Source organism: Escherichia sp. MR, from assembly GCF_005280595.1.
In the GTDB taxonomy this organism is placed as follows: Bacteria; Pseudomonadota; Gammaproteobacteria; order Enterobacterales; family Enterobacteriaceae; genus Escherichia; species Escherichia ruysiae.
The window spans coordinates 1-21,628 of sequence record NZ_SZVK01000014.1; the positions used below are offsets into that span (position 1 = coordinate 1).

Annotated in this window: 21 protein-coding genes; 8 read left to right on the top strand and 13 right to left on the bottom strand. The window is 52.3% G+C overall.

What is annotated here, in order from left to right; translation table 11 throughout:
* Positions 1-60 (top strand): IS1 family transposase (locus FC814_RS23460; protein WP_071528444.1); only part of this gene is annotated, 60 nt, incomplete at its 5' end.
* A gap of 29 nt (positions 61-89) precedes the next feature.
* Positions 90-1,091 carry a phosphoethanolamine transferase gene (locus tag FC814_RS08425; RefSeq protein WP_301546361.1) on the top strand — a complete coding sequence of 334 codons (1,002 nt, stop codon included), beginning with the start codon at positions 90-92 and terminating at the stop codon, positions 1,089-1,091.
* A gap of 219 nt (positions 1,092-1,310) precedes the next feature.
* Here FC814_RS08425 and FC814_RS08430 read toward each other — a convergent pair whose 3' ends face one another.
* Genes FC814_RS08430 through FC814_RS08440 form a run of 3 tightly spaced genes read right to left on the bottom strand, consistent with a single transcriptional unit; the run spans position 1,311 to position 4,266 of the window.
* Positions 1,311-2,267, bottom strand: a complete 957-nt coding sequence (locus FC814_RS08430; RefSeq protein WP_137325800.1) for a YbhN family protein — start codon at positions 2,265-2,267, stop codon at positions 1,311-1,313.
* Positions 2,267-3,508: a cardiolipin synthase ClsB gene (clsB, locus tag FC814_RS08435; RefSeq protein WP_137325801.1), complete on the bottom strand. Its 1,242-nt coding sequence runs from the start codon at positions 3,506-3,508 to the stop codon at positions 2,267-2,269. Before clsB ends, FC814_RS08430 begins: the two co-directional genes overlap by 1 nt.
* Positions 3,505-4,266, bottom strand: a complete 762-nt coding sequence (locus tag FC814_RS08440; RefSeq protein WP_001113359.1) for an endonuclease/exonuclease/phosphatase family protein — start codon at positions 4,264-4,266, stop codon at positions 3,505-3,507. The genes clsB and FC814_RS08440 overlap by 4 nt, the downstream gene beginning before the upstream one ends.
* Positions 4,267-4,398: 132 nt before the next feature.
* Between FC814_RS08440 and FC814_RS08445 the strand changes: the two genes are divergently transcribed.
* The gene (locus FC814_RS08445; protein WP_000871987.1) at positions 4,399-4,809 is read left to right on the top strand and encodes a YbhQ family protein; all 411 of its coding nucleotides are present in this window, start codon (positions 4,399-4,401) and stop codon (positions 4,807-4,809) included.
* On the opposite strand, the gene FC814_RS08450 is transcribed toward FC814_RS08445, so the two are convergent.
* The 5 genes from FC814_RS08450 to cecR are packed head-to-tail and all read right to left on the bottom strand — an operon-like array spanning position 4,771 to position 10,412.
* Entirely contained in the window at positions 4,771-5,877 is a 1,107-nt protein-coding gene (locus FC814_RS08450; RefSeq protein ID WP_000469029.1) for an ABC transporter permease, read from the bottom strand. The genes FC814_RS08445 and FC814_RS08450 overlap by 39 nt on opposite strands.
* 10 nt (positions 5,878-5,887) lie before the next feature.
* Positions 5,888-7,021 carry an ABC transporter permease gene (locus FC814_RS08455; RefSeq protein WP_137325802.1) on the bottom strand — a complete coding sequence of 378 codons (1,134 nt, stop codon included), beginning with the start codon at positions 7,019-7,021 and terminating at the stop codon, positions 5,888-5,890.
* A complete protein-coding gene (locus FC814_RS08460; protein ID WP_137325803.1) occupies positions 7,014-8,750 on the bottom strand; it encodes an ATP-binding cassette domain-containing protein in 1,737 nt (578 codons plus the stop codon). The genes FC814_RS08455 and FC814_RS08460 overlap by 8 nt, the downstream gene beginning before the upstream one ends.
* Positions 8,743-9,738, bottom strand: coding sequence for a secretion protein HlyD (hlyD, locus tag FC814_RS08465; protein WP_024165208.1), 996 nt, complete (start codon positions 9,736-9,738; stop codon positions 8,743-8,745). Before hlyD ends, FC814_RS08460 begins: the two co-directional genes overlap by 8 nt.
* Before the next feature lie 2 nt (positions 9,739-9,740).
* A complete protein-coding gene (cecR, locus tag FC814_RS08470; protein ID WP_105290361.1) occupies positions 9,741-10,412 on the bottom strand; it encodes a DNA-binding transcriptional regulator CecR in 672 nt (223 codons plus the stop codon).
* A gap of 228 nt (positions 10,413-10,640) precedes the next feature.
* On the opposite strand from cecR, the gene rhlE reads away from it, so the two are divergent.
* The 5 genes from rhlE to ybiE all read left to right on the top strand — a co-directional run bounded on the left by rhlE (position 10,641) and on the right by ybiE (position 16,822).
* Positions 10,641-12,005 (top strand): ATP-dependent RNA helicase RhlE, encoded by a 1,365-nt coding sequence (gene rhlE / locus FC814_RS08475; RefSeq protein WP_137325804.1) that lies wholly within the window; start codon positions 10,641-10,643, stop codon positions 12,003-12,005.
* 325 nt (positions 12,006-12,330) lie between these two features.
* Positions 12,331-14,481 (top strand): ATP-dependent DNA helicase DinG, encoded by a 2,151-nt coding sequence (gene dinG / locus FC814_RS08480; RefSeq protein ID WP_137325805.1) that lies wholly within the window; start codon positions 12,331-12,333, stop codon positions 14,479-14,481.
* A 27-nt stretch (positions 14,482-14,508) separates the two neighbouring features.
* Positions 14,509-15,471 carry a DNA-binding protein YbiB gene (gene ybiB / locus FC814_RS08485; RefSeq protein WP_137325806.1) on the top strand — a complete coding sequence of 321 codons (963 nt, stop codon included), beginning with the start codon at positions 14,509-14,511 and terminating at the stop codon, positions 15,469-15,471.
* 140 nt (positions 15,472-15,611) lie between these two features.
* Positions 15,612-16,697 (top strand): malate/lactate/ureidoglycolate dehydrogenase, encoded by a 1,086-nt coding sequence (locus FC814_RS08490; protein ID WP_000443549.1) that lies wholly within the window; start codon positions 15,612-15,614, stop codon positions 16,695-16,697.
* 65 nt (positions 16,698-16,762) lie between these two features.
* Complete coding sequence (gene ybiE / locus FC814_RS23090) at positions 16,763-16,822, top strand: protein YbiE (RefSeq protein ID WP_211180490.1); 60 nt, start codon at positions 16,763-16,765, stop codon at positions 16,820-16,822.
* Positions 16,823-16,835: 13 nt separating this feature from the next.
* On the opposite strand, the gene ybiJ is transcribed toward ybiE, so the two are convergent.
* From ybiJ to mcbA, 5 genes are all read right to left on the bottom strand, one after another.
* Complete coding sequence (gene ybiJ / locus FC814_RS08495; RefSeq protein ID WP_000849301.1) at positions 16,836-17,096, bottom strand: DUF1471 family protein YbiJ; 261 nt, start codon at positions 17,094-17,096, stop codon at positions 16,836-16,838.
* A gap of 264 nt (positions 17,097-17,360) precedes the next feature.
* Entirely contained in the window at positions 17,361-17,627 is a 267-nt protein-coding gene (gene ybiI / locus FC814_RS08500; protein ID WP_000146362.1) for a C4-type zinc finger protein YbiI, read from the bottom strand.
* 73 nt (positions 17,628-17,700) lie between these two features.
* Positions 17,701-18,378: a PKHD-type hydroxylase YbiX gene (gene ybiX / locus FC814_RS08505; RefSeq protein WP_137325807.1), complete on the bottom strand. Its 678-nt coding sequence runs from the start codon at positions 18,376-18,378 to the stop codon at positions 17,701-17,703.
* 213 nt (positions 18,379-18,591) lie between these two features.
* Complete coding sequence (locus FC814_RS08510) at positions 18,592-20,874, bottom strand: catecholate siderophore receptor Fiu (RefSeq protein WP_137325808.1); 2,283 nt, start codon at positions 20,872-20,874, stop codon at positions 18,592-18,594.
* A 264-nt stretch (positions 20,875-21,138) separates the two neighbouring features.
* Entirely contained in the window at positions 21,139-21,399 is a 261-nt protein-coding gene (gene mcbA / locus FC814_RS08515) for a DUF1471 family periplasmic protein McbA (protein WP_010347475.1), read from the bottom strand.
* Positions 21,400-21,628: the final 229 nt, after the last annotated feature.

Genomic DNA, 21,628 nt, shown 5'->3' on the forward strand with positions numbered 1-21,628 from the left:
TCGGTGGAGCTGCATGACAAAGTCATCGGGCATTATCTGAACATAAAACACTATCAATAAGTTGGAGTCATTACCTGGATTTACCGGGATTGATCGCTAAAGAAACGGATATTGAAAATTATGTTATTATCGTAGGGGAGTCTGTACGGCGCAGTAATATGAGTTTGTATGGCTTTGGTATCAATACCACGCCTGTACAAAATGAGATTGGACCACAGGCGCTTATCTTTGATAATGCAGTTTCTCCAGCGGCGGCAACAGTAACTTCTGTTCCGATGATCCTCAGTAAAGCGACAACAGAAAGTTTTACCACTGCGGACTTATCAAATAATGTTATTGCCGTAGCTAATAAAGTGGGGTATCAGACTACCTGGTTAAGTACCGTGGGTATGTCCGGGAAGCATAATAACTATATTACGCTCATTGGTCGTTCCAGTAATAATACACATTGGGTAAGCGAGGAATACGATGATAGCCTTCTGCCGTTGTTGGATGAAGCATTAAAAGTCAAGGGTAAGAAATTAATACTGCTACATGGTAATGGTAGCCATGAAATTGCCTGTACACGCTACCCTGAATGGGCAGATAAAATTAAAACTGGGGATAAATACGAGGATTGCTACAACAACTCCATACGATTTACCGATTACATCATTGGCGAAATCATGAAAAGACTGGAGGGAAGTAAATCCTCATTACTCTATTTTTCTGACCACGGTCTGGAGAAAAATCCCAATATTCCATCGTATTATATGCACGCCGCAGATACTCCCAGTAAAGAAGCCTACGATGTACCGCAATTTATCTGGTATAGCCAGGCTGCTATCGCCAGTCAACCGCGTAAACTTGGACACATTCAAGAAGTTTATTCATTGCTTAATAACTATGCGATGATTCTTGACTGGCTGGGCATCTCTACCCACGAAGAGCATTGCAATTCGCCATTATCTCAGTGTTATCGTCCGCACTCCTCTATTCCAGTAACTGATGGCACCCGTGCCAAAATATTTGAATATAAAGATCTGCGAGACACCTTTACATCACCGAAGAAAAAGGTTTCTTATCGCGAAGCCAGTCCGAATCCGCTGTAATTTTATGCTGAGAGGACATCGCCAGATGTCCCCTGATGATTACTAAGGAAACAACAAACATTACTCTGGCGTAAAACATACTTTGTTAAAGGGCTGTAGCGTATCAGAATGCAGAAACGCATTAGTTGTGTTGGGCGGGTAAGGCGTTCACGCCGCATCCGCCATGAACAAATAGCACGTTGCTAACAATCTGCACAAACCAAAGAACTTAACTGAACATCACATCGCCGCTTCATTTTTCGCCCGTAGCTTCTTCGCCTGACTTTCCAGTACCAGATAACAAATCAGCGCCAGCAGCAGCGGGATAAAGTAGTACAGGACACGGTAAGCGAGTAGAGCGGCGATAATCGTTCCTTTTGATGTATGTTCCCCTGCCAGTAGCGCGATAAACACCGCTTCCAGCACGCCAATCCCCGCCGGAATATGCACGAGGACGCCAGCAATACTACTAACCAGCAACACGCCCAGTACAAAGAAATAGTTCACGCTTTGACCGAGTAACAGCCATATAATCGCTCCCATTACCATCCAGTTAACGCTGGAAATCAGCATCTGGGCAAGGGCGAATTTCCATGAAGGTAGCACCAGCTTTTGCCCCTTGATGGTCATATGGCGGTGTTTAGCGAAAGCGCAAAACCATAAATAGACTGCAATTATCAGCAGCAAACCAATGCCGAGAATACTCAGCGTGGTTTGATCGATATACCAGTGATCCGGCAGTTCCACCACGCCCACGGTAAAAATAATCCCGGCCAGCAAAATATAGCCCAGCCAGTTGGTGGTAATACTCAGCGAGAAAATCCGTGTAATAGTGCTACCCGGTAATCCCAGGCGGGAGTAAAGACGATAGCGCATACCAATGCCGCCAACCCAGGTACTAAGCGTCAGGTTGAAGGCGTAGCAGATAAACGACACCAGCATCACCTGACGTTTCGCCAGTTTATGACCGCAGTAAGAGCGAGCGAGCAGGTCATAGCAGCCGTAAATCAGATAACTGACGACCACCAGCCCGACCGCACTGAGCAGCGCAACGCGATTGTAGTCACGGATGACCTTCCAGACCTCTTCCCAGTCCACCTTTTTGGCGTAGACCACCAGCAACACAATCACCGCGATAAAAAACAGCCAGGTGAGGATCTTCTTTACTAAGCGCCAGCGCGGGTGTGATTTACTCATCAGGGTTTCACCCCCGTATTTTCAGTTTCTACCCGATCCTGAGTTTCCATTGCCGGCTGCGCGGGCGGATCAACTTGCGCCAGACGTGGCGTGTGCGCCGGAAGCCAGCCCACCAGTGCCGGGAAATGGCGTAAAAAGTGGAATGCCAGCACGCTTTTGGTCAGGTTCCACCAGGTGCGTTTTGGCAGCATGGTCTCATCGACCTGCTGACAATCTGCGGCGATAATGCTGTTCAGATTATCGCGCAGCGTCTGGTTAAAATGACGATCGTGGATGATGACATTTGCTTCGAGATTCAGTGACAAACTGAGCGGATCGAGATTACTGGACCCTACTGTCGCCCAGTGATCGTCCATCAACGCCACTTTGCCGTGGAGCGGGCGGCGGCGGTACTCAAAAACCTGAACGCCGCCTTTAACCAGATAGTTATACAGCAAACGCGCACCGACTCTGACAATCGGCATATCCGGTTCGCCCTGAATGATCAGTTTGATCCGCACCCCGCGCCGTGCCGCTTTACGCAAGGCGTGTAAAAATCGATAGCCGGGGAAGAAGTAGGCGTTGGCGATAATCACTTCCCGCCGCGCCTGAGTGAGCATTTTCAGATAGTGACGTTCGATATCATCGCGATGTTCTTCGTTATCGCGCCAGACCAGCAATACCTGCGCTTCTCCCGGCTGGCGGTTCTCTTCCGCTTTGTGATGACGTCGCCACCAGCGTCGTGCCGCGCTCTGTCCTGGCAGGTTTTCCAGTTCAAATTGCAGAATATCTTCGACAATTGGCCCTTCGAGGCGTACCGCGTAATCCTGTTTAGCCTCTGGACCGTAGCTGGACATATGCTCGGCGGAGTAATTCAGCCCGCCAATAAAGGCGATACGTGCGTCGATCACCACAATTTTGCGATGCATCCGGCGAAACACATTGGTGCGCATACCGAACAGGCGAGGGCGGGGATCGTAATAACGAAACACCACGCCAGCCGCCGTCAGTTCATTGACAAACTCATCGCTGAGATCCGGCGAACCGTAGCCATCCAGCAAGACTTCCGCTTTAACCCCGCGTCGTGCAGCGTCCAGCAATGCTGCGTGTAATTGTTTACCGACGTCATCCTCGAACCAGATAAACGTTTCAAGAATAATGCGTTCTTGCGCCTCACCAATCGCTTTAAATACAGCGGGATAATATTGCTCGCCGTTCTCCAGCAACTGGATCTTATTGCCTTCGCGCCAGCTACATTTCATAAATGAATCTCCGCACTTAAAGGGGCATGATCAGAAAGGTGTCGCCATGTCCGCAGCGGCAACGCGGTTGGCGCGCTGGCGCTGGCATTTTTGACATAGATCCTGTCCAGACGTAGTAGAGGAAATTGCACTGGAAACGTGCGCGCCGGGCGTCCGTGGGCGCGGGTAAATATCTCATCCAACCCGGCCTGTACTTTTAAGGGATGATTGGCTTTTTGCCGCCAGTCGTTGAAATCACCCGCCACTAAAACGGGTTCGTCGGGCGGAAGCTGGTTCACCCATTCGGCGAGCATCGCAAGCTGCGCCTGACGGTGCGCCTCACGCAGGCCAAGATGCACGCACATCACATGAATCGCTTTCCCGGTCACCGGTGGCACAATGCGGCAATACAGTACGCCACGTTTTTCCGCTCCATCGACAGAAACATCACGATTTTCATAATGTTCAATGGGATAGCGTGACAGCACCGCGTTTCCGTGATGCCCTTCTGGATACACAGCATTGCGACCGTAGGCAAAATCGCTCCACATGGTGTCGGCAAGAAACTCGTAGTGCGAGGTATCGGGCCAGTTTTCCACATGCAGCGGATGAACTTCGTGCGCGCCCATCACTTCCTGCAGGCAAACAATATCGGCGCTGACGGTGCGCACGGCGTCGCGAAGTTCCGGCAAAATGAAGCGTCGGTTAAACGCGGTAAAGCCTTTGTGAATATTGATGGTGAGTACCTTGAACGAAAATTGTTGTGTTTGATCGGGCATAATTTTCCTGTCTTTGCCTCTTATCTCATTGAAATAGTGTAGTCGGCGTCACAAAAAGGTGCGGTCTTACGGAATTTTCCGTAAAGTTCGGTACTCTGAGTTAGTAGAGATAAATTCTTCAGGAGAGAAGCCATGAAGTGGCAACAACGTGTTCGTGTCGCAACTGGCCTAAGTTGCTGGCAGATTATGTTGCATTTACTGGTAGTGGCGCTGCTGGTGGTGGGCTGGATGAGTAAAACCCTGGTTCACGTCGGCGTGGGATTGTGCGTGCTGTATTGCGTAACGGTAGTGATGATGCTGGTGTTTCAGCGCCACCCCGAACAACGCTGGCGCGAGGTGGCAGACGTACTGGAAGAGCTGACCACCACCTGGTATTTTGGCGCAGCGCTGATTGTGCTGTGGCTGTTGTCCCGCGTACTGGAAAACAACTATTTGCTGGCAATTGCAGGGCTGGCGATCCTTGCCGGCCCGGCGGTGGTGTCGTTACTGGCGAAAGATAAAAAGTTACATCACCTTGCGTCTAAACATCGCGTACGCCGCTGACCCTGTCGTGGCCGTTATCACCAGTAGCGGCCACAAACTGTTCCACACAATATCCAGACTCGCATCCTTCAAATAAATCTGCTTGGTAATGTCCGTAAAGTGGCGGATAGGGTTAATCCACGTCAGGTTTTGCAGCCATACCGGCATGTTCTCCACCGGTGAAACGTAACCGGAAAGCAGAATGGCGGGCATCATAAAGACGAATACGCCGATAAACGCCTGCTGTTGCGTTGCACAGAGTGATGAAATCAGCAGACCGAATCCCACCAGTGACAAACCGTAAATCACCATCGTAAAGTAGAACAGCGCCAGCGATCCGGCGAAGGGGATTTGATACGCCCAGATACCAATCGCCAGCACAATGGTGGCCTGAAACGTGGCGACAATTAACGCCGGTACGGCTTTACCGATGAATATCTGCCAGGTGGTGAGGGGCGAAACCAGTAGCTGATCGAGCGTTCCCTGTTCACGTTCGCGGGCGACAGAAAGTGAAGTGACGATCATCACGCCGATAGTGGTGATCATGGCGATCAGTGATGGCACCACAAACCATTTGTAGTCGAGATTTGGGTTATACCAGTTGCGTACCACCAGTTCGCTGTTGTTGGGTTTCGGTTTTCCTTCCAGCAGCTCCTGCTGATAGTTTTTGACGATCTGTTGCAGGTAGTTGGCGGCGATTTGCGCACTGTTGGAGTTACGCCCGTCGAGAATTAACTGCAACGGTGCGGTCTGGAAAGTATCCAGTTTGCGTGAGAAGTCAGCCGGGAAACGCACCAGCAGTAGCGCCTTTTGCGTATCGATAGTTGGGCGGATCTCCTGCGGACTTTTCAACAGCAGCACATGGGTAAAGGCGCTGGCGCGGGCAAAACGCTGGGTCAGCTCCACCGAATGCTCGCCGTTATCTTCATCGTAGATGGCGATGGTGGCGTTGGTCACTTCCAGCGTGGCGGCAAACGGAAACAGGATCACCTGAATCAGCACGGGTAAAATCAGAATCGCCCGCGTCTGCGGTTCGCGCAGCAGCGACTGCAATTCTTTGCGGATTAATGTCCATAAGCGATGAAACATGCTCTTCTCCCTAATCCAGCCGACGTTTGGTTTTCAGCCACGTCAGGCCGATAAACATCACCGCCGAAGCGATCAAAAACAGCACATTCACTACCAGCACCACCGGAATATTCCCGGCGAGGAACAGGCTTTGCAGGGTGCTGACGAAATAACGTGCGGGAATAATGTACGTCACCGCGCGGATCACCGCTGGCATACTGTCTATCTGAAATATAAAGCCGGAAAGCATAATCGACGGCAGGAAAGCGGCGTTCAGTGCCACCTGAGCGGCGTTGAACTGGTTGCGGGTAATCGTAGAAATCAGCAGCCCCATCCCCAGCGTACTGAGTAAAAACAGGCTGGTGATAAAAAACAGGATCAGCAGCGAACCGCGATAGGGCACGCCGAGAATAAACACCGACACCAGCATACAGAGCAGCATCGCCAGCATACCGAGGAAATAATAGGGGATCAGCTTACACAGCAGCAGTTCCGTGCAGGTAATCTCCGTAGAGAGCAAAGCCTCCATAGTGCCGCGCTCCCACTCCCGCGCCACCACCAGCGAGGTGAGGATCGCGCCGATGACCGTCATGATAATGGTTACCGCTCCGGGGATAATAAAGTGCTGGCTTATCGCCGCCGGGTTAAACCAGTAGCGTGTCTGGACGTCGATAAGCGGTTCAAAGGTCTGCCCGTTGTCCTCTGCCCGCTGCATTTGCCAGATCTGCCAGATCCCTTCGACATAACCCTGCACAAAGTTGGCGGTATTCGGTTCGCTGCCGTCAGTGATCACCTGAATCGGCGCGGTCGCGTTGGCGCGCTCCATCTGTTCGGCGAAATCCACGGGAATCACCACCAGACCACGAATTTTCCCCGCCTGCATTTTGGCGATCAGTTCCTGACGGTTATCGCTGATGGTGGCGTCAATATAGGGCGAGCCGGTCATAGTGTGGGTGAAATCCAGCGCCGCTTCGCTACGCTGCTCCAGCAAAATCCCGACGCGCAGCTTGCTGGAGTCGAGGTTAATGCCGTAACCAAAAATAAACAGCAGCAACAGCGGGATCACCACCGCAATCAGCCAGCTACTTGGATCGCGAATGATCTGCCGCGTCTCTTTGACGCACAGCGCCCGCACGCGACGCCAGGAAAGGATCGGATTACTCATTGCCATGCTCCTTATCCCAGTCGTGGATCAATTGAATAAAGGCTTGCTCCATAGTGGGATCGGGTTGCTCATCGTTAGCCGACTGCGCTTTCAAATCGTCCGGTGTACCGCTGGCAATCAGCTTCCCGCGATATACCAGCCCGATGCGGTCGCAATATTCCGCTTCATCCATAAAGTGGGTGGTGACCATCACCGTGACGCCTTTCTCTACCATGCTGTTGATATGCAGCCAGAACTCGCGGCGGGTGAGGGGATCGACGCCGGAGGTCGGTTCATCAAGAAACAGAATGTCCGGTTCGTGCATTAGCGAGCAGGCCAGCGCCAGCCGCTGTTTAAAACCTAATGGCAGTTCATCGGTCGCGTGGGAAGCGATACTTTTCAGGCCAAATGCCTCGCTCATACGGGAGATTTTTTCGTTCTGCGCCCGACCGCGTAAGCCATACACACCAGAGAAAAAGCGTAAATTCTGTTCGACCGTCAGGTTGCCGTAGAGCGAAAACTTTTGCGCCATATAGCCGAGATGCTGGCGCGCTTTCCCAGAACTCTCTTTCAGATCCATCCCCAGCACCAGCGCCTGGCCGGAAGTCGGCACCAGCAAACCGCACATCATCTTAAAGGTGGTCGATTTGCCCGCGCCGTTTGGCCCCAGCAAACCAAAAATCTCCCCGCGTTTAACGGCAAAGTTGACGTGATCGGTGGCGGCAAAATCACCAAATTTCTTGGTCAGTTCTTTCGCTTCGATCACCGTCTCGCCAGGTGTACCTTCCACCGTATGCAATATTGCACCCAGCGGCGATTCTGAGGTTCCGGCACCGCCCAGCAAATCAATAAACGCATCTTCAAAACGCGGCGTAGTTTCGTTGATGTTGATTTCCGGTATCCCGTCGGCATGGCGAATATCGTCTGGTGTGGCCTCTTTTTTGAGGATCAGACGTACCGATTTCCCCTGAATCATGCCGTCGCTGACCTGTGGCAGTTTCAATGCCCGTTGCAACAGTTTGCGGTTGCCCTCGTGTGGACTGGTCATCAGAAAGCTGCGTCCGGCCATGGTTTGTGTCAGGGCTTTTGGTTCCCCCTGATACAGCAACTCGCCTTCGTTCATCAGCAGCACGTCACGGCACTGCTCGGCTTCGTCGAGATACGAGGTACTCCAGAGGATTAACATCCCTTCGCCCGCCAGCTCATGCACCATCTGCCACAGTTCGCGCCGTGAGATAGGGTCAACGCCGACGCCGGGTTCATCGAGCAGCAACACTTTCGGTTCGCCCACCAGGGTACAGGCCAGGCCGAGTTTTTGTTTCATCCCACCGGAGAGCTTGCCCGCCAGACGTCCGGTAAACGGGCCAAGAGACGTAAACTCCAGCAGGCGAGCAAAAGTCTGTTTACGTGCTTCACCGGTGACGCTGCGTAAATCCGCGTACAAATTGAGGTTTTCCATCACCGTGAGATCTTCATACAGACCGAATTTCTGCGGCATATAGCCGAGCACCGCGTGCAGCGCAGCGTCGTTTTTGATCGGATCAAAACCGATAACTGTGGCCCTGCCGCTGTCAGGTTTCAGCAACCCGGCCAGCATCCGCATCAGCGTGGTTTTGCCCGCGCCGTCCGGCCCTACCAACCCCGTCACATAACCAGCGTGAATGGTGCAGTCGAGCGGCGCGACGGCGGGCTTATCCATGCCCGGAAAGCGTTTTTCCAGGCCGTTCAGCGTGATAACGGCATCATTCATGTCCTGCCTCGTCACCGAATTGCACCGTCACTGGCATTCCCTGGCGTAACGCATCATCGGCGTCGGTCACCACAATACGCAGGCGATAGACGAGGTCGGTACGCAGATCCGGCGTTTCGACGGTTTTCGGGGTAAATTCAGCGGTTGGTGAAACGAAACCAATCTGCCCGTGATAGGGCTTGTCCGGGCGACCATCGGTATAGAGCAGCACTTTGCGCCCCGGCTGGGCCTGGTCAAGATTCCGTTCGTCAACATAGGCACGCACCCACACCGGACGAGTTAGTGAAACGGTAAACACCGTGCCGCCTTCATTGAGTACCGTGCCAGGCTCTACTGCGCGGGTTAACAGCGTGCCATCAGACGGTGCGACCAGCGTCGAATCCTGCAAATTCAGCTCCGCCTGCGCCAGTTGCGCCTGTGCCTGTTCGAGGCTGGCTTTTGCCTGGGCGATATCCTGTTCACGGTTACCGGAACGGTACTGACGTAATTTATCCTGAGCTGATTTCAGCGTTGCCTGCGCCTGGTCGCGCGAGGAGCGGGCATTTTCCAGGTCATTTGCCGAAATGGTGCGGCTTTTCCACAACCCTTGCTGACGGTTATAGAAGTTCTGCGCATAGTCATACGCGGCTTGCGCTTGTTTCACCGCTGCGGCGGCCTGAGCGATTTCTTCATCGCGATACCCGGCAAGCATCAGGTCGTACTGCGCCTGTGCCACCGAAACGCCTGCTTTCGCCTGCATCAGGGCAATCTCATACGGCTTATGATCCAGTTCGCCCAGAACCTGGCCCGCTTTGATCGCATCACCTTCGTCCACCGCCAGCGACTCAACACGACCACCGACACGGAAGCTTAGATTCACGGTGCGAATATCCACATTGCCATACAGCGTCAGGCCGTTATCCTGGCGGCTTTGATACCACCAGTAGCCTCCGGCAACCACGGCGGCAAGTACCACAACCACCAGTCCAATCACGACAGGTTTTTTCATCACTACAAACTCCTTTGCGATAATCCTTGCAAAATCAGGTCGATATGACAGGTTACCGTCTGGTTAATCAGTTCGGTCTTTTCTTCATCGAACGCAGTCCAGCCGGTACGTAACAGAATTGTTTCTTTGCCGAGACGAAACGCCAGAATCTCGCCAAGTAATGCATGGGTATGGAGGATCATACGGGTATCGTTGGCATCACAACCGGTCCAGGCGGCGATCAGACGCGTAAGATGGCTGTGTAACGGGCTAATCACCTGTTCGTGCACCAGATGGTAGGCCGCCGTAGGAGAGAGCTGCTCACGAGAGATAAACTTACTGAGGTTGACGGTGTCATCCTGGGTGAGCAGCTTAATCATGTTCCTGCAGGCGCGAAGGATCAGTTCACGGATAGCTGCTCGATCAGGCTGTGGTTGTGCGAACAAGCGTTCGGCTTCTTCGGCGTGCGGACGGAACTGCTCGCCAATAAAATCGGCAATCCACTGGGCGCAGGCGAGATATAAATCTTCTTTCGAACCGAAGTAATAGGTAATAGCAGCGATATTCTGCCCGGCCAGGGCGGCGATATCGCGGGTGGTGGCGTTCATTCCATACTCACCAAACTGCGCCAGTGCAGCAGCAATCAGCTGCTTTTTCGCCTGTTCACCTTTGGTTGTCATGGCAGGACTATTCATAGCACAGCCCATTCTTAATCAAATGATTGATTAAGATTATGACTCATTTTTCGCGTTGTCCAGTATGGCTAAGAATTTGAGCAACGTCAGTCACAGGGATAATTTATGCGCTGCGTCACAAAAACTGCTACACTCCGCTCCCTCATGACATTGTGGTTTTTGTCATTTTCCTTTTCAGTATCTCCCTGAAAACTACACCGGTAACGGTCGGGGCGGTTCGGAGTAGTTATGTCTTTCGATTCTTTGGGTTTAAGCCCTGATATCCTGCGCGCCGTTGCCGAGCAAGGTTACCGTGAACCCACCCCTATTCAGCAGCAGGCGATCCCTGCGGTGCTGGAAGGTCGCGACCTGATGGCCAGTGCCCAGACCGGCACCGGCAAAACAGCGGGCTTTACGCTGCCGCTGTTGCAACACCTGATTTCCCGCGAGCCGCACGCCAAAGGGCGTCGTCCGGTGCGCGCGCTCATTCTTACCCCGACCCGTGAACTGGCGGCGCAGATTGGTGAAAACGTCCGTGATTACAGCAAATACCTGAACATTCGTTCGCTGGTGGTGTTTGGTGGCGTCAGCATTAACCCGCAGATGATGAAGCTGCGTGGCGGTGTTGATGTGCTGGTGGCAACGCCGGGGCGTTTGCTGGATCTGGAACACCAGAATGCGGTGAAGCTGGATCAGATAGAAATCCTCGTCCTTGATGAAGCTGACCGTATGCTCGATATGGGCTTTATTCACGATATTCGCCGTGTGTTAACAAAACTGCCCGCGAAGCGCCAGAACCTGCTGTTCTCCGCGACTTTTTCTGACGAGATTAAAGCTCTGGCAGAAAAACTGCTGCATAACCCGCTGGAAATCGAAGTTGCACGCCGCAATACCGCCTCTGAGCAGGTAACCCAGCACGTTCACTTTGTCGATAAGAAACGCAAACGGGAATTGCTGTCACACATGATTGGTAAAGGCAACTGGCAGCAGGTGCTGGTGTTTACCCGTACCAAACATGGCGCTAACCATCTGGCTGAACAATTAAATAAAGATGGCATTCGCAGTGCGGCGATCCACGGTAATAAATCGCAAGGTGCGCGTACCCGTGCATTGGCCGATTTTAAATCGGGTGATATTCGCGTGCTGGTGGCGACTGATATCGCCGCGCGTGGCCTGGATATCGAAGAGTTGCCACACGTCGTCAACTATGAGCTGCCAAACGTACCGGAAGATTATGTCCACCGTATCGGGCGTACCGGTCGTGCCGCCGCCACCGGCGAAGCGTTATCGCTGGTGTGTGTTGATGAACACAAACTGTTGCGCGATATCGAAAAACTGCTGAAAAAAGAGATCCCGCGTATTGCGATTCCGGGTTATGAGCCGGACCCGTCAATCAAAGCCGAACCGATCCAGAATGGTCGCCAGCAACGCAGTGGCGGCGGTCGTGGGCAAGGTGGTGGTCGCGGTCAACAGCAGCCACGCCGCGCTGAAGGTGGAGCGAAGCCTGGTAACGCGAAACCCGCAGAAAAACCATCTCGCCGCCTCGGCGATGCCAAACCAGCAGGCGAACAACAACGTCGCCGCCGTCCGCGTAAACCTGCCGCTGCGCAGTAATATTTTATGCCGGGCTATGCCCGGCAGCAGACTGATGACAAAGTCCCAAAAGTGCCTGGACAGTCCCCTCACCCCGACCCTCTCCCTAAAAGGCTGAGGGGGAAAACCGTACCTGTTTTTGGCTATTAAGCCAGTTTGTCAGCAATCTTATGCCGGGCTATGCCCGGCATAAGATTGCTGACAATGATGTTTCTCCCGATGCGGGAAATCCCCACATCCGGAAAACGTTATTGCGAGCCGCTTTCCAGAAACAGAAAAACCATTACCCCTGAAAACCGAAAAATGCCACAATATTGGCTGTTTATACAGTATTTCAGGTTTTCTCATGGCATTAACCGCCGCGCTTAAAGCGCAAATTGCCGCCTGGTATAAGGCGCTTCAGGAACAGATCCCCGACTTTATTCCCCGTGCGCCGCAGCGGCAGATGATTGCGGACGTCGCCAAAACGCTGGCCGGAGAAGAAGGGCGGCATCTGGCGATTGAAGCCCCCACCGGCGTTGGGAAAACGCTCTCCTATTTGATCCCCGGCATCGCCATTGCCCGCGAAGAGCAAAAAACGCTGGTGGTGAGTACCGCCAACGTGGCATTGCAGGATCAGATTTACAGCAAAGATTTACCGCTGCTGAAAAAGATCATTCCCGATCTTAAATTCACTGCCGCTTTTGGGCGTGGGCGCTACGTTTGCCCGCGCAATCTGACGGCGCTCGCCAGCACTGAACCCACGCAACAGGATCTGCTCGCTTTTCTTGACGACGAACTGACGCCTAATAATCAGGAAGAGCAAAAACGCTGTGCAAAGCTGAAGGGCGATCTCGACACTTATAAATGGGATGGCCTGCGCGATCATACGGATATCGCTATTGATGACGATCTCTGGCGCCGTTTGAGTACCGACAAAGCCAGTTGCCTGAACCGCAACTGTTACTACTACCGCGAATGCCCGTTTTTTGTGGCTCGTCGGGAGATTCAGGAAGCGGAAGTGGTGGTGGCAAACCATGCGCTGGTGATGGCGGCGATGGAAAGCGAAGCGGTATTGCCAGACCCGAAAAACTTGCTGCTGGTGCTGGATGAAGGGCATCACCTGCCGGACGTGGCGCGGGATGCGCTGGAGATGAGCGCCGAAATCACCGCGCCCTGGTATCGGCTGCAACTTGACTTGTTCACGAAACTGGTCGCCACCTGCATGGAGCAGTTTCGCCCGAAGACGATCCCGCCGTTGGCGATCCCTGAACGTTTGAATGCGCATTGTGAAGAATTGTATGAGCTTATCGCCTCTTTAAACAACATTCTCAATCTCTATATGCCTGCCGGGCAGGAGGCAGAGCACCGGTTTGCGATGGGCGAACTGCCTGATGAAGTGCTGGAGATCTGCCAGCGGCTGGCGAAACTGACAGAGATGTTGCGTGGTCTGGCAGAACTGTTCCTTAACGATTTAAGCGAGAAAACCGGCAGCCATGACATTGTGCGCCTGCATCGGCTTATTTTGCAGATGAACCGCGCGCTGGGGATGTTTGAGGCGCAAAGCAAACTCTGGCGGCTGGCCTCGCTGGCGCAATCTTCCGGTGCGCCAGTGACCAAATGGGCGACGCGGGAAGAGCGTGACGGGCAGCTACATCTCTGGTTTCACTGCGTGGGGATCCGCGTCAGCGATCAGCTGGAAAGGCTGCTGTGGCGCAGCATTCCGCACATTATTGTCACTTCCGCGACCTTGCGTTCGTTGAACAGTTTTTCGCGTTTGCAGGAGATGAGCGGGCTGAAAGAAAAAGCGGGCGATCGCTTCGTGGCGCTGGATTCACCGTTCAACCACTGTGAGCAGGGCAAAATTGTTATTCCCCGGATGCGCGTTGAGCCTTCTATCGACAGCGAAGAGCAGCATATTGCCGAAATGGCCGCCTTTTTCCGTGAGCAGGTGGAGAGCAAAAAGCATCTCGGCATGTTGGTGCTGTTTGCCAGCGGACGGGCGATGCAGAGGTTTCTCGACTATGTGACGGATTTACGTCTGATGCTGTTAGTGCAGGGCGATCAGCCGCGCTACCGCTTAGTTGAACTGCATCGCAAACGCGTCGCTAACGGTGAACGCAGTGTACTGGTAGGTTTACAGTCATTTGCCGAAGGGCTTGATTTGAAAGGCGATCTGCTCAGCCAGGTGCATATCCATAAAATCGCCTTTCCGCCTATCGACAGTCCAGTGGTGATTACCGAAGGCGAATGGCTAAAAAGTCTTAACCGCTACCCGTTTGAGGTGCAAAGCCTGCCGAGTGCTTCGTTTAATCTGATTCAGCAGGTTGGGCGTCTTATTCGAAGCCACAGTTGCTGGGGCGAGGTGGTTATCTACGACAAACGCTTGTTGACCAAAAATTATGGCAAGCGACTACTGGACGCATTACCGGTATTTCCGATAGAGCAACCGGAAGTCCCTGAAGGTATAGTTAAAAAGAAAGAAAAAGCGAAATCCCCACGCCGTCGGCGGCGTTAATGATGTGAGTCAGGTAAGGAGTCGTAAATGGACTATCGCAAAATCATCAAAGAGATCGGGCGCGGAAAAAACCACGCGCGCGATCTGGATCAGGATACGGCGCGCGGTCTGTATGTCCATATGCTCAATGGCGAAGTGCCTGACCTTGAGTTGGGTGGTGTATTGATTGCACTGCGTATCAAAGGGGAAGGGGAAGCAGAGATGCTCGGCTTTTACGAAGCCATGCAAAATCACACCATCAAGCTAACGCCCCCCGCCGGCAAGCCGATGCCGATTGTCATCCCCAGTTACAACGGTGCGCGTAAACAGGCCAACCTGACACCGTTGCTGGCGATTCTGCTGCATAAACTCGGTTTTCCGGTGGTGGTTCACGGCGTGAGTGAAGATCCGACTCGCGTGCTGACCGAAACCATTTTTCAACTGATGGGGATTGCGCCAACGCTACATGCCGGACAAGCACAGGCGAAGCTTGACGAGCACCAGCCGGTATTTATGCCCGTAGGCGCGTTTTGCCCGCCGCTGGAAAAACAACTGGCAATGCGCTGGCGGATGGGCGTGCGTAACAGTGCGCATACCCTGGCGAAACTGGCGACACCGTTTGCCGAAGGTGAGGCACTGCGTCTTTCCAGCGTCTCGCATCCGGAATACATCGGGCGAGTCGCGAAATTCTTTAGCGATATTGGCGGACGGGCGCTGTTAATGCACGGCACCGAAGGCGAAGTCTATGCTAATCCGCAACGCTGCCCGCAAATAAATCTTATTGACCGCGAAGGGATGCGGGTGCTGTATGAAAAACAGGACACTGCTGGCAACGAGCTACTGCCACAAGCAAAAGACCCGGAAACCACGGCGAAGTGGATTGAGCGTTGCCTGGCAGGCAACGAACCAATTCCTGAGTCACTGAACATCCAGATGGCTTGCTGTCTGGCGGCGGCGGGCGAAGTGGCAACCATTAGCGATGGTCTGGCGCGCATTAAACAATCCTTTTAATTTCTTCCTCAGCCGGATGATGACTGTCATCCGGTCTTTACTCCACTGCACCATGAAAGTGCAGCATCTTTATTGACCTTCCCGTGTGCGGCGCGCAGCATAAAAAAACAACAGGCATATAACATAAACAGGAGTTAACCATGGAAAGTGGTCATCGCTTTGATGCCCGGACGCTGCACAACTTTGTCCTGACTGTGTTTCGTCAGATGGGTAGCGAGGAACAGGAAGCAAAATTAGTAGCAGATCATTTAATCGCAGCAAATCTGGCAGGACATGATTCACATGGTATTGGCATGATCCCGAATTATGTGCGTTCCTGGCAGCAGGGCTATTTGCAGATCAACCATCACGCCAAAATTGTCAAAGATGCGGGGGCTGTGGTCACGCTTGATGGCGATCGTGCATGTGGTCAGGTCGCTGCATATGAGGCCATGGCTCTGGGGATTGAAAAAGCACGTCACCACGGCATTGCTGCCGTGGCGCTGCGTAACTCACATCATATCGGGCGCATTGGTTATTGGGCGGAACAGTGCGCGGCGGCGGGTTTTGTCTCTATCCACTTTGTCAGTGTGGTAGGGAGTAAGGCTGTCGCGCCGTTCCGTGGTCGTGACAGTCGCTTTGGCACAAATCCGTTCTGCGTGGTCTTTCCCCGAAAAGATAATTTCCCGCTGTTGCTTGATTACGCCACCAGCACCATTGCGTTTGGTAAAGCGCGTGTGGCCTGGCATAAAGGCGTGCCCGTACCACCTGGTTGCCTGATCGACGTTAATGGCGTGCCAACGACCGATCCGGCAGTCATGCTGGAGTCACCGTTAGGAGCGTTGCTGGCCTTTGCTGAACATAAAGGTTATGCCCTGGCAGTGATGTGCGAAATTCTCGGTGGTGCACTTTCTGGCGGCAAAACTACTTATCAGGAAACATTGCAGCACAGCCCCGATGCCGGTTTTAACTGCATGACGACCATTATCATTAACCCGGAGCTGTTCGGTGCGCCAGATTGTGCAACGCAGTCCGAAGCCTTTGCCGAGTGGGTGAAAGCCTCGCCGCATGATGACGATAAACCGATTTTGCTGCCGGGTGAGTGGGAAGTGAACACGCGTCGCGAACGGCAGGAGATGGGGATCCCGTTGGATGCCGGAAGCTGGCAGGCAATTTGCGACGCAGCGCGGCAGATTGGTATATCAGAAGAGACGTTGCAGACTTTCTGCCAGCAATCAGTCAGCTAAAAAAAGCCCGTCCAGTGACGGACGGGCAAACAAGGGTAACATAGGATCAATGAGGGTTGGAGCACATGCGTCTGTCGGCAAATAGACAGGGAAATACTTGTGCTGGACGTAGCGTAAACGCCTGATCCGTCCTACGAATTACTTATAAATTACCGCAGTACCGCTTAATTTATTGTTGTTGGTGGCGGAAGTAATGCTGTATCCACTAGCACCGGCTGCTGCCGCTTTCTCAGCCAGTTTTGCTTCCAGGGCATCGAGGGTGGATGCGCCATCGGCAGAAACCACGCCGATTTTATTCATGTTCTGTGCCTGGGATGCCGTTACCGGTTCCGCCGCGAACACGCCAAATGACAGAGTTGAAAGAGCCATAGCAGCAACAACAGTATTGATAGTTTTCATAATTAATCTCTCGCAGGTGATTTTTGTATAAGTGACGTTGTTTCGTCGATGTGATGAGTATCACGTTTTTTTACGAGAGATAAAATCGAAGAGAATTGACCGCCTTGTTCAAATAAATTGATTGATATCTAACATGCTGATAATCCATTCATTTATCGTATGTATGAACCAATTTTGTAACATGTGGCAGTTACGGCTGCGTTAAAGGCACGGAATGCCACGCAAAATACAAATTATACACGCTAAACATCCCGCCAGTTGTAGTTAACGTAACTGGCTGTCTTTCGAACCTCTGCGATTATATCCTGTATAAGATGGTTTTTGTAAATCTTTCTCCTGCTGACAATGAATGCATAAGCGCACGCCAGGAATGGCTTCCCGACGGGCCTGCGGGATGGGGGCACCGCACTCTTCACATTCATACAGGCTTTCGCCACGCGGAATTTCACCCCTGGCGCGGGCAATCGCATCTTCAATTGTACTGTTGATCTGTTCGTTGACGGCGTCATCGTTAGCCCAACCGGATGCCATATCGTCCTCCCCATATCAATGCTTGTACTGTTAAGTGTAGCTAATCCAGGGATGAACCTGGGCAGTTCAAGCGTCAGATCTCCGACCATTCCCGCAGCAGATTATGATAAAGATTGAGTAGCGACAGGATCTCTTCTCCTTCGCCGTAGCGGCTTTTGAGTGACTGAATATTGTTGTCCAGTTCGAACAGCATGGCGCGCTTTTTATCATCGCGGATCATTGATTGTATCCACATAAATGATGCCACCCGTACGCCGTGCGTTACGGGGGTCACACAGTGCAGGTTGCTGGAGGGATACAACACCAGATCGCCAGCCGGGAGTTTTACCCGATGTTGCCCGAAGGTGTCATTGACGACCAGTTCGCCGCCTTCGTAACTTTGTGGATCGCTCAAAAACAGCGTGGCGGAAAGATCGGTGCGCATCCAGCCGTTTTGTGGATGACTGCGTACTGCGCCATCCACATGAAAACCATAGGTTTCATTGTTCCGATAGCGATTAAACAGCGGCGTGGAAATGGTACGCGGCAAGGCAGCGGCAAAGAACAAAGCATGTTGGTTAACCGCGTTCAGCACTTCATTTTGTAATGCGGCATATAACGCGCTGCGGGTATCTACCTGTTGATTATTCTTGACCTGCGCGCCTTGTGCGCCGGTGGTGACGCGTCCATCAATCCATTCGGCTTGTTCCAGTTGTGCACGAAAGCGGGCGACGTCCTGTGGCGATAACACGCCGGGAATGTGGTACATCATATAAGTTCTCCAAAAAGTGGGGGCTGAGCATCACACCGATTGTTGACAGAGTGCACTTAACTCATGCCGGATGCGGCGTTAACGCCTTATTCGGCCTACTAAATCATGTAAATTCAATGCATTGCACGAATTTTGTAGGCCTGATAAGCGCAGCGCATCAGGCACTCCTGTTCTCGTCATCAATCTTAGTGAACCCTGCGCCCCACATCTGAATCAGAAATGCATATTGGCGGTGAGCAGGAAAGTTCTTGGCTCGCCCGGATGATAACGGTAGCCGCTCTTATTGATTGAGGCGACGTAATCGGTATCAAACAAGTTGTAGACGTTTAGCTGGAAGTCGAGATTGCGATTAACCCGATACCCCAGTTTGGCGTCGGCGATCCAATAACTTTCGGTAAATGCTGGCGTTCCCACCGCGCCGTCTGAACCTTTATGCATACTGCCGATATACCGTGCGCCCGCACCAACAGAAATATCATCGGTTGCCTGATACTGGCTCCATAGGGTAAAGGCGTGCTCCGGGGTATACGGCAGCGATGAGGAACCATCCTGGGCAACTTCTTTGCCGTTTTTGATGGTTGCTTTTTGCTGGGTATAGCCGCCAATCACCTGCCACGCGGGAGTGATATTCCCGGCCACGGATATCTCATAGCCTTCGACGCGTTTCTTACCGTATTGCGAATAAGTCCCGTCATCATTTTGCTCAACTTCATTTTCGATATCAGTACGGAACAGCGCGGCGGTGAGCAACAGGCGTTTATCCAGAACCTGCCATTTGGTGCCAATCTCGCTGGTGTTGGCTTTTTGCGGTTTAAAATCGGTGCGGTTGGCACTGTTACCGCTGCCAGACTGCGCAAGGGCGAAGTTGTTGCCGCCCGGCGGCTGCTGGGAAACGGCATAGTTAATATAGACATTGCCGTTTTCCGTCAGGTGATACAGCGCCCCGGCTTTCCAGTTCACCAGATTGCCCGACTTGGCGGTGTCGACGGTGGTGACCGGAGAACCTTTCGCTACGCCATCAGGGCAGGTGATGGCACCGCGTCCGCTGCCGCCGCAGGCGGTGGCACTGTCATATTCAGTATGATAATTGTCCAGCCGAACTCCGCCGTTTAGCTCAAAATCACGGGTGATTTGCAGCGTATCGAAGGCATAAATCGCGAAGGTATCCGTCTGACCATTAGCGTTTGCGCCATTGCGCGTCAGGCCGCCAGGATGAATGCTACTGTCAGGATGATAAATATTCACCGCCGGTAACGTCACCGGATTAACGCCGTAGTTGGTCTGCGTTTCGCGGGTAAATTCCACGCCGGTACTGACGTCATGACCAATTGAACCGGTATAAAATGCCGATGTCAGGTTAGTCTGGTTGGTGAGGATTTTATTGCTTACATCTTTGGTATTCGCCGTGCGTGACCATGTCCAGCTATCCACATTGCTGGTGGGCTGGGTAATATTTGACGCCCCTCCCATAATCGCCGTCATCAGGTAATCCTGCTTCACGCGCGACCAACGTGTGGTATTGCGAATCGTGGTGTTATCGCTGATGTCGTGCTCAAAACGCATGGTGGCAGTATCGGTGGTCGAATCGTCGTAATCGGAATCCGTACCATAAAAGTTATGCGTATCAACTTTTCCGGAATGATTCAGCGCCGCCGTACCCGCAGAAGGTGCGGAATAGCCAGGTAAACCAATGGTCGGAATGCCGCCGTCTGGCGTATTGTGCTGGGTAACGTGTAAATAGTTGAGATACAAACGATTCGATGTACCAAGACCAAATGCCACGGAAGGGGCGACGCCGTAACGCTCATTTTTGACTTTATCGCGCCCGGCATCGTGCGTTTTTTCGCCCATCATATTCAGACGTACCGCAGTGGTATCGCCAATGACCTGATTAACGTCCAGAGTGCCGCGACGGAACCAGGCGCTACCAATACTGGCGGAGGCGTCAATACCTGAATCATTGCGCGGCTGTTTGCTGATCATATTGATCGAGCCTGTCGGTGCGCTGCGCCCGTAGTCGGTGCCGGACGGCCCTTTAATCACTTCGACCTGCTCGGTATTGAAGGTGTCGCGCGAGACGCTGCCGATATCGCGAATGCCATCAATATAAATGCTGTTAGAGGTATCGGCGCCGCGCATATATATAGCGTCGCCAGTGGTGGAGTTACCGTTCTCACCAGCAAAAAACGCACCCACGCCGGGAACGTTTTTGAGCGCGTCGGTAAGGTTGGTTGCGCCCTGATCTTTAATCACTTGTTCAGAAATCACCGTCATCGTGCGGGTAGTATCCGCTACCGGACGTGAGAATTTCGGATCGGCAGATTGTTGTGGTGCATAAAGTGAAGGCGTTGATGCCTCGACAACCAGTGTGTCATCCGCGTTAGTTTGCCCTTCGGCAGCGAGTGCCTGAGCCACAGGCGTGATACCGATACAAAGACCGGCAAAGAACGTGAGCGAATGAAATTGTCTGGCAGGGAAATTGCGATTGTTTTCCATTTTGCAGGTGACTTTTTCTTATATGTTGAAATTTTCACTGTCACGAGAAAGCATCTCTGCGGATGCGATGCCACTGTTAATCCCGTAAAAGTGTTCGTGCAAGTGATAATAATTTTGATAAGCATTATCACTTGGCGCAATTTTCTATCACCCATTGCACGAAAAAGAAATACATTTATTTACATTGTGTTCATATTTGATGTTTTTTGATTACAAATTGGGCGAAAACTGCATCCAGAGGTGAATGCAGTTGCGTTGGTGGGGTTATTTGTAGATGGTTGCAGTACCGAACATCTGGTCATTTCCGCCTGCGGAATTAATGACATAACCTTTCGCGCCTTGTTCGCGCGCTTTTTCTGCCAGTTTATCCTCCAGATCGCTTAGGTTAGATGCGCCGGTCGCCGAAACGGTTCCGGCGGGTCGTAGTTGACCGCTGTCCTGGTTACTCAGTGGTTGCGCGGCATAAGCCGTGAAGGTGATTCCGCTCAGGACGGTGGCAATCAGTAGTGCGAGGCACTTTTTCATAATGACATCCTCATAAATACAACGAGTAGTGCATGATAAGTGTAGGTCTCCTGTGCGATGGAAATGACGCAAAAAATTGACAGAGATGTGCTTATTTTTTGAACAAAATAATTTTACAAAACCAGACAAATCAATGACATGAAGAACACTGATTTTTATGATGAATTGATAAAAAATGAAGTCGGGTTAAGGTTTTGAAGCATGTTAAACGCAGCCAGATATTTACCCT